This is a genomic window from Pseudomonas sp. B5(2017) (assembly GCF_002112825.1).
GTDB classification, from domain to species: Bacteria; Pseudomonadota; Gammaproteobacteria; order Pseudomonadales; family Pseudomonadaceae; genus Aquipseudomonas; species Aquipseudomonas putida_Z.
Map to the genome: position 1 here is coordinate 261,410 of NZ_NEIR01000002.1, position 12,223 is coordinate 273,632.

Annotated in this window: 12 protein-coding genes; 10 read left to right on the plus strand and 2 right to left on the minus strand. The window is 64.4% G+C overall.

Annotation, left to right across the window (positions count from 1 at the left end; translation table 11 throughout):
* Position 1: 1 nt before the first annotated feature.
* On the plus strand, positions 2-1,015 hold the full coding sequence (gene motB / locus CAG00_RS03860; RefSeq protein ID WP_085587910.1) for a flagellar motor protein MotB: 1,014 nt from the start codon (positions 2-4) through the stop codon (positions 1,013-1,015).
* 189 nt (positions 1,016-1,204) lie between these two features.
* Here motB and rsgA read toward each other — a convergent pair whose 3' ends face one another.
* Positions 1,205-2,236, minus strand: a complete 1,032-nt coding sequence (rsgA, locus tag CAG00_RS03865) for a small ribosomal subunit biogenesis GTPase RsgA (protein ID WP_025340832.1) — start codon at positions 2,234-2,236, stop codon at positions 1,205-1,207.
* 143 nt (positions 2,237-2,379) lie between these two features.
* On the opposite strand from rsgA, the gene orn reads away from it, so the two are divergent.
* On the plus strand, positions 2,380-2,922 hold the full coding sequence (gene orn, locus CAG00_RS03870) for an oligoribonuclease (RefSeq protein WP_025340831.1): 543 nt from the start codon (positions 2,380-2,382) through the stop codon (positions 2,920-2,922).
* A gap of 100 nt (positions 2,923-3,022) precedes the next feature.
* Complete coding sequence (locus CAG00_RS03875; RefSeq protein ID WP_013974442.1) at positions 3,023-3,634, plus strand: trimeric intracellular cation channel family protein; 612 nt, start codon at positions 3,023-3,025, stop codon at positions 3,632-3,634.
* A gap of 112 nt (positions 3,635-3,746) precedes the next feature.
* Here the strand turns inward: CAG00_RS03875 and queG are convergent, their stop codons facing one another.
* Complete coding sequence (gene queG, locus CAG00_RS03880; protein WP_085663539.1) at positions 3,747-4,811, minus strand: tRNA epoxyqueuosine(34) reductase QueG; 1,065 nt, start codon at positions 4,809-4,811, stop codon at positions 3,747-3,749.
* A 65-nt stretch (positions 4,812-4,876) separates the two neighbouring features.
* Here queG and CAG00_RS03885 point away from each other — a divergent pair, with 65 nt between their 5' ends.
* The 7 genes from CAG00_RS03885 to hflX all read left to right on the plus strand — a co-directional run bounded on the left by CAG00_RS03885 (position 4,877) and on the right by hflX (position 12,174).
* Positions 4,877-5,737, plus strand: a complete 861-nt coding sequence (locus tag CAG00_RS03885) for an NAD(P)H-hydrate dehydratase (protein WP_085663540.1) — start codon at positions 4,877-4,879, stop codon at positions 5,735-5,737.
* The gene (gene tsaE / locus CAG00_RS03890) at positions 5,725-6,198 is read left to right on the plus strand and encodes a tRNA (adenosine(37)-N6)-threonylcarbamoyltransferase complex ATPase subunit type 1 TsaE (protein WP_025340827.1); all 474 of its coding nucleotides are present in this window, start codon (positions 5,725-5,727) and stop codon (positions 6,196-6,198) included. The genes CAG00_RS03885 and tsaE overlap by 13 nt, the downstream gene beginning before the upstream one ends.
* A gap of 11 nt (positions 6,199-6,209) precedes the next feature.
* Complete coding sequence (locus tag CAG00_RS03895) at positions 6,210-7,640, plus strand: N-acetylmuramoyl-L-alanine amidase (protein WP_085663541.1); 1,431 nt, start codon at positions 6,210-6,212, stop codon at positions 7,638-7,640.
* Positions 7,637-9,532 (plus strand): DNA mismatch repair endonuclease MutL, encoded by a 1,896-nt coding sequence (mutL, locus tag CAG00_RS03900; protein WP_025340825.1) that lies wholly within the window; start codon positions 7,637-7,639, stop codon positions 9,530-9,532. Before CAG00_RS03895 ends, mutL begins: the two co-directional genes overlap by 4 nt.
* 1 nt (position 9,533) lies before the next feature.
* Positions 9,534-10,505, plus strand: coding sequence for a tRNA (adenosine(37)-N6)-dimethylallyltransferase MiaA (gene miaA, locus CAG00_RS03905; RefSeq protein WP_013974436.1), 972 nt, complete (start codon positions 9,534-9,536; stop codon positions 10,503-10,505).
* A 94-nt stretch (positions 10,506-10,599) separates the two neighbouring features.
* On the plus strand, positions 10,600-10,860 hold the full coding sequence (gene hfq, locus CAG00_RS03910; protein ID WP_003258160.1) for an RNA chaperone Hfq: 261 nt from the start codon (positions 10,600-10,602) through the stop codon (positions 10,858-10,860).
* Between the two features lie 12 nt (positions 10,861-10,872).
* A complete protein-coding gene (hflX, locus tag CAG00_RS03915; RefSeq protein WP_015272005.1) occupies positions 10,873-12,174 on the plus strand; it encodes a ribosome rescue GTPase HflX in 1,302 nt (433 codons plus the stop codon).
* The last annotated feature ends 49 nt before the right edge of the window (positions 12,175-12,223 follow it).

Genomic DNA, 12,223 nt, shown 5'->3' on the forward strand with positions numbered 1-12,223 from the left:
CATGGAGAACAATCAGCCCATCATCGTCAAGCGCGTCAAGCGCTTTGGCGGCGGCCATCACGGCGGCGCCTGGAAAATCGCCTTCGCCGACTTCGCCACGGCGATGATGGCGTTCTTCCTGGTGCTGTGGCTGTTGTCCACGGCCACACCGGAACAGAAGATCGCCATTGCCGGCTACTTCAAGGACCCGATCGGCTTCTCGGAAAGCGGAACGCCCTACGTCATCGACCTGGGCGGCTCGCCTCAGCTGGCGCCGGAAAAGACCATCAACCCCGAAGCCAAGTCGGAGCCGACGCCTGATACCAGCATCCAGCTGGACAAGGACCAGGTGGAGACCATGGCCGAGCAGGTCGAGCGTGAGCGCCTGGAGTTGCTGCTGCAGGAACTGCAGAACAAGGTGGAAGAGAACCCGCAGCTGCAGAAGTTCAAGGACCAGATCCTGTTCGAGATCACCCAGGACGGCCTGCGCATCCAGATCATGGACGCCGAGAACCGGCCGATGTTCGACATTGGCAGCGCGCGCCTGCAGCCGTACTTCGAGGACATCCTGCTGGCCATGGCCGACACCATCAAGGCGGTGCCGAACAAGATCAGCATCAGTGGCCACACCGACGCCAAGCCTTATGCCGGTAGTGGCGAGTTCGGCAACTGGGAACTGTCGGCCAACCGCGCCAACGCCGCGCGCCGTGCACTCGTGGCCGGCGGCTACCCGGATGACCAGGTGGCGCGGGTGGTGGGTTATGCCTCGTCGTCGCTGTTCGATCGCAAGGACCCGTTCAACCCGGTCAACCGCCGCATCGACATCATCGTGCTGACCAAAAAGGCCCAGCGCAATATCGAAGGCGAGCAGGGCGCGCCGGAAGCACCGGCTGCCGAGCCTGCACCGCCGGCCGCGGCGGCACCGGCGGCGCCAGGGGAGGCCGGGCAGGCCCCCATGCAGCCGCGTGAACTGCGCCAGAAGCTGAACATCTTCGAAGAGGGGACGCTGAAGATGGATGAGGCCAAGGACCAGTAAACCCTTTTTCGTCTTGCGCGGTCCCTTGTGGGAGCGGCCTTGTGTCGCGAAAGGGCCGCAACGCGGCCCCGGCAATATTTGCATTAATGCTGATATCTGGGGCCGCTGCGCGCCCCTTTCGCGACGCAAGGCCGCTCCCACAGGATCGCGCCGTAGCTGAAACCGGCGCAGAACCTGTGGCGCAAGCGGTCAGTAAGCGTCTTCCGGCAAACTGGCAATGATCGAGCGGTAGCTGTTCATCCGTTGCTGCTTGATACGCCCCTCGTCCAGCGCCTTGAGCAGCGCACAGCCCGGTTCGCGATCATGCTTGCAGTCGCGGAAGCGGCAGGTGCCGAACAGGTCGCGGAACTCGATGAAACCATCCTCCACATCGCTGCGGCTGACGTGACCCAGGCCGAACTCGCGGATGCCCGGCGAGTCGATCAGGTCGCCACCATTGGGGAAGTGGTACAACCGCGCGGTGGTGGTGGTGTGGGTGCCCTGGCCAGACCACTCCGACAGGTCGCCGACACGGGTGCCGGCGTCCGGCAGCAGGCTGTTGACCAACGACGACTTGCCCACCCCCGACTGGCCGACGAACACGCTGATGTGGCCGTCGAGCATCTGCTGCAGGCGTTGCATGCCGTCACCGTGGTGGGCCGAGACCTCCAGCAGCGGGTAGCCCAGCTCGCGGTAAACCTCCAGCAGCGCATGCAGGCCCGGGCCGTTCTCGTCGTTGATCAGGTCGGCCTTGTTCAGCAGCAGCAGCGGGCGAATGCCGGCGTGCTCCGCCGCCACCAGATAACGGTCGATGAGGTTGGGGTGCGGTTCGGGCGCGGGGGCGAAGACGATCACGATCAGGTCGACGTTGGCCGCCACCGGCTTCAGCTGGCCGTGGTTGTTCGGCCGGCACAGCTCGGTACTGCGCGGCATCTGCGCGACGATCACGCCAATGCCCTGGTTGCCCGAGCGCCATACCACGCGGTCGCCGGTAACCAGCGCCGGCAGGTTGGCGCGCAAGTGGCAGCGGAATACCTGGCCCGCGGCTTCGCCGTCCTGGGCTTCCACTTCTACCTGCACACCGAAGTGCGCAATCACCAGGCCCAGCTGTTCCGGCCCCAGGTCGCCACCCTCCAGTTCCTGCAGCACGTGCTGTTCGCGTTTGGCCGCACGCGCGGCGCGCTCGTTCTGGATTTTTTCGATGCGCCAGTTCTGGCGGCGATTGAGCTGGCGTTTGGCCATGAAGATTCCGTGCGTGGGGGCAGGTTGAAAACGGCAGGCAGTTTAGCACGCCAGGCGCCGGACCATTTGGCTTACCGTCGCGCCGTGAATGGGCGTGCCTTGGCCACTACGCTACTATGACGGCCTATACGAGGAGCCCCCGCATGCAAAACCCACAGAACCTGATCTGGATCGACCTGGAAATGACCGGCCTGGATCCGGACAGCGACGTCATCATCGAGATGGCCACCATCGTCACCGACAGCGAACTGAACACCCTGGCCGAAGGGCCGGTGATCGCCATCCACCACAGTGACGAAGTGCTGGCGCGCATGGACGAGTGGAACACCCGCACCCATGGCGCTTCGGGCCTGACCCAGCGCGTACGCGAGAGCAAGGTCGACATGGCCGCAGCCGAGGCGCAGACCATTGCCTTCCTCGAGCAGTGGGTACCGAAAGGCAAGTCGCCGATCTGCGGCAACAGCATCTGCCAGGACCGCCGCTTCCTCTACCGGCACATGCGCAACCTGGAAAACTACTTCCACTACCGCAACCTGGATGTCTCGACCCTGAAAGAGCTGGCTGCACGCTGGGCGCCTGATGTGCGTGACAGCTTCAAGAAGGGCAACACCCACCTGGCGCTGGACGACATCCGCGAATCCATCGCCGAACTGCGCCACTATCGCGAGCACTTCATCAAGGTGTGAGCCGAAAAGGCGCAGATATTGTATCTGCGCCCTCTTTTGGTGCCATGGGCAACTGGTTAGACTGCGCGCCTTTCTCGCACGCCCGCACGGACCCCGCACCATGTTGTTGATGCTCTACCTCATCGCCATCACCGCCGAAGCCATGACCGGCGCGTTGTCTGCTGGCCGCCGCGGCATGGACTGGTTCGGCGTGGTGCTGATTGCCTGCGTCACCGCCCTGGGTGGCGGCTCGGTGCGTGACGTGCTGCTCGGGCATTACCCGCTGACCTGGGTGAAGCACCCGGAGTACCTGGTGCTGACCAGTTGTGCGGCGCTGCTGACCATCTTCATCGCGCCAATGATGCGCCGCCTGCGCTCGCTGTTCCTGGTGCTCGATGCCCTGGGGCTGGTGGCCTTTACACTGATCGGTTGCATGACCGCACTGGAGATGGGGCAGGGCATGCTCGTGGCGTCGATCAGCGGGGTGATCACCGGGGTATTTGGCGGGATCTTGCGGGATATCTTCTGCAACGACATTCCCCTGGTGTTCCGCCGCGAGCTGTACGCCAGCGTGTCGTTTGCCGCGGCGTGGTTCTATCTGGGCTGCGTGTATTTCAAGGTGCCGGCGGAGCAGGCGATGCTGCTGACCTTGTTTGGCGGGTTCCTGGTGCGGTTGCTGGCGATTCGGTTCCATTGGGAAATGCCCAAGTTCCACTACAACGACCAGCAGTAGCCTTGACATGCGACCCCTGTGGGAGCGGGTTCACCCGCGAACACGGGCGCAGCCCGTGCCATCCACCGCGGTGGCTTCTTCGCGGGTAAACCCGCTCCCACAGGGGGTGTGGCTACGAAATGCCGTGCTGCGCCAGCGCCCACTCCACATGCTCCCTCACCAGCTCCGAGGCATCCTCGCGCCGCGCCTTCAGCGCTTCGATCACCGGGATCGTCGATGGCGCATTGCCAAGCCCCACCGCCAGGTTGCGCAACCAGCGCTCATACCCGGCCCGGCGCAATGGCCCGCCTTCGGTCTTGCGCAGGAAGGTCCTTTCATCCCACAGGAACATTTCCGCCAGCTCGGCATTCTCCAGCCCGTGCCGTGGCTGGAAGTCCTGTTCCTGGCTGTGCCTGGCAAAGCGGTTCCACGGGCAGACGATCTGGCAGTCATCGCAACCGAACACCCGGTTGCCCATCTTCGAACGCAACTCGACGGGGATCGGCCCCCGCAGTTCGATGGTCAGGTAGGAGATGCAGCGCCGTGCATCCAGCACATACGGCCCGACGAAGGCCTGGGTCGGGCAGATGTCCAGGCAGGCCTGGCAGCGCCCGCAATGTTCGCTGGTGGTGGCTTCGTCCACCGGCAGCGGCAGGTCGACGAATAGCTCGGCGAGGAAGAAATAACTGCCCGCCTTGCGGTTGAGCAGCAGGGTGTTCTTGCCGATCCAGCCCAGCCCGGCCTGCTCGGCCAGGGCCTTTTCCAGCACCGGAGCGCTGTCGACGAAGGCGCGGTAGCCGAACGGGCCGATGGCTTCCTGAATGCGATCGGCCAGGAACTGCACGCGCTTGCGCACCAGCTTGTGGTAATCCCGGCCCAGGGCGTAGCGCGATACGTAGGCTTTTTCGGGCTGCGCCAGGCGCTGCGCCATCTGTGTGTCGCCGGGCAGGTAGTCCATGCGCAGCGATACCACGCGTACCGTGCCAGGGATCAATTGCTCTGGGTGTGCACGCTTGCTGCCGTGGGCACCCAGGTAATCCATCTCGCCCTGGTAGCCGGCGTCGAGCCAGCGCTGCAGGTGGTGTTCGTGTTCGCCAAGGTCTACCCCGGCGATGCCAACATGGGCAAAACCGAGTTCTTGGCCCCAAATCTTGATCGATTGGGCCAGTTGGGTGAGGTCAGGCGTACAGACGGACATGGATGGGCAAGGCAATACGGGCTCAGGTGCGTATAATTCTGCCAGACATTGGAGCCTTTGACCCCATGCCGCAGACCAAACACCCCAGCCATACCCCTCAATTGCTCAGCAGTGTGACTGTCGCGCACCTGCCGGCACGTCATGCGCATGCCCACAAAGGCGACTTCGGCCATGTACTGGTGGTCGGTGGCGACCTTGGTACCGGAGGCGCTGTGCTGCTCAGTGCCGAAGCCGCCCTGCGCTGTGGCGCGGGGCTGGTCAGTGTGGCGACCCGGCCCGAACACGTGACTGCCAGCCTGGCGCGCCTGCCGGAGGTCATGTGCCTGGGCGTCACTTCAGCCAACCAACTGATGGGCGTGCTGGAGCGCGCTTCGGTGCTGGTGGTCGGCCCTGGTCTGGGCCAGGCAGCCTGGGGTCGCAGCCTGCTGTCGGCGGTGGCCAATGCCGAACGCCCGCAGGTGTGGGACGCCGATGCCCTGAACTTGCTGGCGCGCACCCCGCTGGCCCTGCCCAGTGGCAGCATCCTTACCCCGCACCCCGGGGAGGCGGCGCGGCTGCTGGGCATTTCCACCGAGGCTGTACAGGCGGACCGCGCGGGCGCCGCACGCAAGCTGGCGCGCCGTTACAACAGCGTCTGCGTGCTCAAGGGGGCCGGCACTCTGGTGGCCGACCCAGCCGGGCAGCTGCTGCTGTGCGAACGTGGCCACCCGGCCATGGCCGGTGCCGGCCTGGGCGATGTGCTGACCGGTGTATTGGCGGCGCTGCTGGCCCAGGGCCTGGATGCCTGGCATGCCGCGGGGCTGGGGGTATGGCTGCACGCCTGTGCCGGCGAGCGTCTGGGCGTTAAAGGTAGAGGCCTGGCTGCCAGCGATCTGGCGCCGGTCATTCGTGAGTTGTTGGAGGAGCATTCTGCGTGTCTGGCTTAAACCTGTTTCTGGCCGATGAAGCGGCCACGGTCGAATTCGGCGCACAACTTGCCGGGGTGACCGGCGGTCACGGCGTGATTTTTCTGGAAGGTGACCTGGGCGCGGGCAAAACCACGCTGTCGCGTGGCCTGATTCGTGGCCTGGGCCATACTGGTGCGGTGAAAAGCCCGACCTTCACCGTGGTCGAACCTTACGAGATCGGTGAGGTGCGGGCGTTCCATTTCGACCTGTATCGCCTGGTCGATCCGGAAGAGCTGGAGTTCATGGGTATTCGTGACTATTTCGAGGGCGACCCGCTGTGCCTGTTCGAGTGGCCACAAAAGGGTGCGGGCGTTTTGCCAAAGCCCGACCTGACCATTACCATAAGCCCCCAAGCGGGCGGACGCTCGCTGATCCTTTCGCCGCAGGGGGCTCGCGGCGAGGCCTGGTGCGTGGCACTGGCCGAACACTATAAACAGTAAGTGGGGTAGGTATGCGCATACGCGCACTGGTCGCCATCGTTGGGCTGCTGCTGACAACGGTGACCGTTGACGCTCTGGCCGTCACTCAAGTCAAGAGCATGCGCCTGTGGCGCGCGCCGGACAACACGCGGCTGGTCTTCGACCTGTCTGGCCCCGTGCAGCACAGCGTCTTCACCCTGAGCGCACCTGATCGCCTGGTTATCGACATCAATGGCGCGACCTTGGCCGCGCCACTGAACGTGGCTACCTCCAATACGCCGATCAGCAGCGTGCGTTCGGCTCAGCGCACCCCGACCGACCTGCGCGTGGTGGTCGACCTGAAAAAGTCGGTCACCCCAAAAAGCTTCACCCTGGCGCCCAACGCCCAGTACGGCAACCGCCTGGTGGTCGACCTGTACGACCAGGAGGCTGACGCCATTGCGGCCAGCGCGCCGGCGCCGGCCCCGACTCCGGCACCAACGCCTGCAACCACGCCGGCAGTGCCGGTGACCCCGGCCCAGCCTGCCATCAAGCTGCCGCCGGTTCCCAACGGCAAGCGTGACATCGTGGTTGCCATCGACGCCGGTCACGGCGGCGAAGACCCGGGTGCGTCCGGCTCGCGTGGCCAGCATGAAAAAGACATCGTGCTGCAGATCGCCAAGGAACTGCAGCGCCAGATCAACAGCGAAAAAGGCTTCCGGGCCGAGCTGACCCGTACCGGCGACTACTTCATCCCGCTGCGCAAGCGCACGGAAATCGCCCGCAAGAAGGGCGCCGACCTGTTCATCTCGATCCACGCCGACGCCGCGCCGTCCCGCGCCGCCTTTGGCGCCTCGGTGTTCGCCCTGTCCGACCGCGGCGCTACCTCCGAGACCGCGCGCTGGCTGGCCGACACGGAAAACCGTTCCGACCTGATCGGTGGTGCCGGTAACGTCAGCCTCGACGACAAGGACCGCATGCTGGCCGGCGTGCTGCTCGACCTGTCGATGACCGCCACGCTCAGCTCCAGCCTCAATGTGGGGCAGAAGGTGCTGGGCAACATGGGCCGCATTACCTCGCTTCACAAGCAGCGGGTGGAACAGGCCGGCTTCATGGTGCTGAAGTCGCCGGATATTCCGTCGATCCTCGTTGAAACCGGGTTCATCTCGAACAACAACGAAGCCGCCAAGCTGGCCACCGCCAGCCATCAGCAGGCCCTGGCCCGTTCGATCCACACCGGTGTGCGCCAGTACTTCCAGCAGAACCCGCCGCCTGGCACCTACATCGCCTGGCTGCGCGACACCGGCAAGATCGCCGCTGGCCCGCGTGAGCACACGGTACGCCCTGGCGAGACCCTGGCGATGCTTGCCGTGCGCTACCAGGTCAGCGTGATCAGCCTGCGCAGCACCAACAGCCTCAAGACCGATGAGCTGAAGGTCGGCCAGCGCCTCGATATCCCCGCTACCACGTTGGCCTCGCAATGAGTGGCGGTTCGCGCATCCAGCTGCTCAGCCCGCGGCTGGCCAACCAGATTGCCGCCGGTGAGGTTGTCGAGCGGCCGGCCTCTGTCGCCAAGGAGTTGCTGGAGAACAGCCTGGACTCCGGCGCGCGGCGTATCGACGTGGAAGTGGAGCAGGGCGGCGTCAAGCTGCTGCGGGTGCGTGACGATGGCAGCGGCATTTCCGCCGACGACCTGCCGCTGGCCCTGGCCCGTCACGCCACCAGCAAGATCCGCGAGCTGGAAGACCTGGAAGGGGTATTGAGCCTGGGCTTCCGTGGTGAGGCCCTGGCCTCGATCAGCTCGGTGGCGCGGCTGACCCTGACCTCGCGTACCGCCAGCGCTACCGAGGCCTGGCAGGTGGAAACCGAAGGCCGCGACATGACCCCGCGGGTGCAACCGGCGGCGCACCCGGTGGGTACTTCGGTGGAAGTGCGCGACCTGTTCTTCAATACCCCGGCCCGGCGCAAGTTCCTCAAGGCCGAGAAAACCGAATTCGATCACCTGCAGGAAGTGATACGGCGCCTGGCGCTGGCGCGCTTCGATGTCGGCTTCCACCTGCGCCACAACGGCAAGAGCATCCTCAGCCTGCACGAGGCCCACGATGAAACCGCCCGTGCGCGGCGGGTGGGCGCCATCTGCGGCCCAGGCTTCATGGAGCAGGCGCTGCCGATCGATGTGGAACGCAATGGCCTGCGCCTGTGGGGCTGGGTCGGCCTGCCGACCTTCTCGCGCAGCCAGGCAGACCTGCAGTATTTCTTCGTCAACGGCCGTGCCGTGCGCGACAAGCTGGTCGCCCACGCCGTGCGCCAGGCCTACCGCGACGTGCTGTTCAATGGTCGGCACCCGACCTTCGTGCTGTTCCTGGAGCTGGAGCCCAACGGCGTCGACGTCAACGTGCACCCGACCAAGCACGAAGTGCGTTTCCGCGAGGGGCGCTCGGTGCACGACTTCCTGTATGGCACCCTGCATCGCGCCCTGGCCGATGTACGCCCGGAAGACCAGTTGGCGGCGCCTGCTGCCGTGCCCGAAGTGGTCCGCCCCACGGGCCAGCAGGCCGGTGAGTTCGGCCCTCAGGGCGAAATGCGCCTGGCCTCGCCGGTGCTCGAGCAGCCGCGAGCCCCGCAGCAGTCGTTTTCCAGTGGCGGCAGTGGCGCGGGTTACCAGTACCAGTACACCCCGCGCCCCTCGCAGCCGCTGCCAGCCGCCGAGGCACAGGCGGTTTATCGCGAGTTTTACAAACCGCTGGATGAAGGCGCGGCGCCGACGGCGTTGCCCGAAAGCCAGGGTGACATTCCTCCGCTGGGCTACGCGCTGGCGCAGCTCAAGGGCATCTATATCCTGGCCGAGAACGCCATCGGCCTGGTGCTGGTAGACATGCATGCGGCCCATGAGCGCATCATGTACGAGCGCCTGAAGGTAGCCATGGCCAGCGAAGGCCTCAGCGGCCAGCCGCTGCTGGTGCCCGAGACCCTTGCCTTGAGCCAGCGCGAAGCAGACTGCGCCGAAGAGCACGCGCAGTGGTTCCAGCGGCTGGGCTTCGAACTGCAGCGGCTGGGCCCCGAGACCCTGGCCATCCGCCAGATCCCGGCTTTGCTCAAGCAGGCTGAGGCCAACCGACTGGTGCAGGATGTACTCGCCGACCTGATGGAATACGGCACCAGCGACCGTATCCAGGCGCACCTCAACGAGCTGCTCGGCACCATGGCCTGCCACGGCGCCGTGCGCGCCAACCGGCGCCTGGCGATCCCCGAGATGAACGCCCTGCTGCGTGACATGGAAAACACCGAGCGCAGCGGCCAGTGCAACCATGGTCGCCCCACCTGGACCCAGATGGGCCTGGACGACCTGGACAAACTCTTCCTGCGCGGTCGATGAAATGAGCGGCAAGCCCCCTGCAATATTCCTGATGGGCCCGACGGCGGCCGGCAAGACCGACCTGGCCATCGAGCTGACCAAAGTACTGCCGTGCGAGCTGATCAGCGTCGATTCGGCGCTGGTCTACCGCGGCATGGACATCGGTTCGGCCAAGCCGTCGAAAGAAATCCTTGCCGCTCACCCGCACCGGCTGATCGATATTCGCGACCCGGCCGAGAGCTATTCGGCTGCGCAGTTCCGTGCCGATGCCCTGGAGGCCATGGCCGAGATCACCGCGCGCGGCAAGATCCCGCTGCTGGTGGGCGGCACCATGCTCTATTACAAGGCGTTGATCGATGGCCTGGCCGACATGCCGGCGGCCGATGCCGCGGTGCGTGCCGAACTGGAAGCCCAGGCCGAGGCGCTGGGCCTGGCCGAGTTGCACCGCCAGTTGGCCGAGGTTGACCCTGAGTCGGCGGCGCGTATCCACCCCAACGACCCGCAGCGGTTGATCCGGGCGTTGGAGGTGTACCGGGTGAGCGGCGAGAGCATGACGGCACATCGACAGCGTCAATTCGCGGAAAGTCGCGGCGCAGACGCAGGCGCTGGCGGACATTTGCCCTATACTGTCGCGAGTTTGGCGATTGCTCCTACAGATCGTCACATTTTGCATCAGCGAATTGCGTTACGATTTTCACAGATGCTGGAACAGGGCTTCGTCGACGAGGTCCGATCGCTGCGAGCCAGAAGTGACTTGCACGCCGGGCTGCCGTCTATACGGGCAGTGGGGTATCGGCAGGTCTGGGATTACCTGGACGGCAAGCTGACTGAGAATGAGATGCGTGAACGCGGTATCATTGCCACCAGGCAGCTGGCCAAGCGGCAGTTCACCTGGTTGCGTGGCTGGCCCGAAGTACACTGGCTTGACAGCCTGGCCTGCGACAATCTGTCCCGCACCTTGAAATACCTTGGGGCCATCTCCATATTGAGCTGAGTCCCTGCTGATTGCCGTCTATTCTTGCGAAGGGGCGGCCTAATTTATCGATTTTCTTGATTTTCTATTATTTATCCTTACAGGAGTGCGGCATATGTCAAAAGGGCATTCGCTACAAGACCCTTACTTGAACACCTTGAGAAAAGAAAAGGTCCCGGTATCCATCTACCTGGTCAACGGCATCAAACTGCAGGGTTCGATCGAGTCCTTCGACCAGTTCGTGGTACTGCTGAAGAACACCGTCAGCCAGATGGTCTACAAGCACGCCATCTCGACCGTGGTTCCTGCCCGTCCGGTTCGTCTGCCAAGCCCGTCCGATTCCGAACACGGCGACAGCGAGCCAGGCAACGCCTGATAGGAGCCTGCATTGTTCTTTGAGCGCCACGGTGGTGGTGAGCGGGCGTTGCTCGTTCACTTGGAAGGTCAGAACCCTGAGGCGCGCGAAGACCCGCAGGAGTTCCAGGAGCTGGCATTGTCGGCCGGTGCCGACATCGTCTCGCTGGTCACGGTGGCAAGGCATCAGCCTTCCGCCAAATACCTGATTGGCAGTGGCAAGGTCGAAGAGTTGCACGACCTGGTCCATGCCGAACAGGTAGACCTGGTGATTTTCAATCACACCCTCACGCCCAGTCAGGAGCGCAACCTCGAACGTGTGTTCGAGTGTCGTGTGCTCGACCGTACCGGGCTGATCCTCGATATCTTCGCCCAACGGGCGCGTACCCATGAAGGCAAGCTGCAGGTCGAACTGGCCCAGCTCGAGCACATGAGCACGCGGCTGGTGCGCGGCTGGACCCACCTTGAGCGACAGAAGGGTGGTATCGGCTTGCGTGGCCCGGGTGAAACCCAGCTGGAAACCGACCGCCGCCTGTTGCGGGTGCGCATTCGCCAGATCAAGTCACGCCTGGAGAAGGTGCGCAGCCAGCGCGAGCAGGCGCGCCGTGGGCGCAAGCGTGCGGACATTCCGTCGGTATCGCTGGTGGGTTATACCAACGCCGGCAAGTCCACGCTGTTCAACGCCCTGACCGAATCCGAGGTGTATGCCGCGGACCAGCTGTTCGCCACACTCGACCCGACCCTGCGCCGACTCGAGCTGAACGACCTGGGGCCGATCGTGCTGGCCGACACCGTGGGCTTCATTCGCCACCTGCCGCACAAGCTGGTCGAGGCATTTCGGGCTACGCTCGAAGAGTCGAGCAACTCCGACTTGTTGCTGCATGTGATCGACGCCCATGAGCCGGAGCGCATGGAGCAGATCGAGCAGGTATTGGCGGTGTTGGGCGAGATTGGTGCCGAAGGGTTGCCGATCCTCGAGGTGTATAACAAACTCGACCTGCTCGAAGATGTCGAGCCGCAGATCCAGCGCAATGCCGATGGCAAGCCGGAACGGGTCTGGGTATCGGCACGCGATGGGCGTGGCCTGGAGCTGGTCGGCCAGGCGATCGCCGAGTTGCTGGGGGATGATCTGTTTGTCGGTACCCTGTGTCTGGAGCAGCGTTTTGCCCGCTTGCGCGCGCAATTCTTTGCCCTGGGTGCCGTGCAGAGTGAAGAGCATGATGAAGAAGGGCGCAGCCTGCTGAGCGTGCGACTGCCCATGGTCGAACTGAATCGCCTGGTCAGCCGCGAAGGCATGGAGCCGCAAGTGTTTGTCGAGCAACACACTTTGCAATAAATGCTCGTCGAGGTCGCCGGGCAGCAGTGACAGGCATTCTGTAGCATTG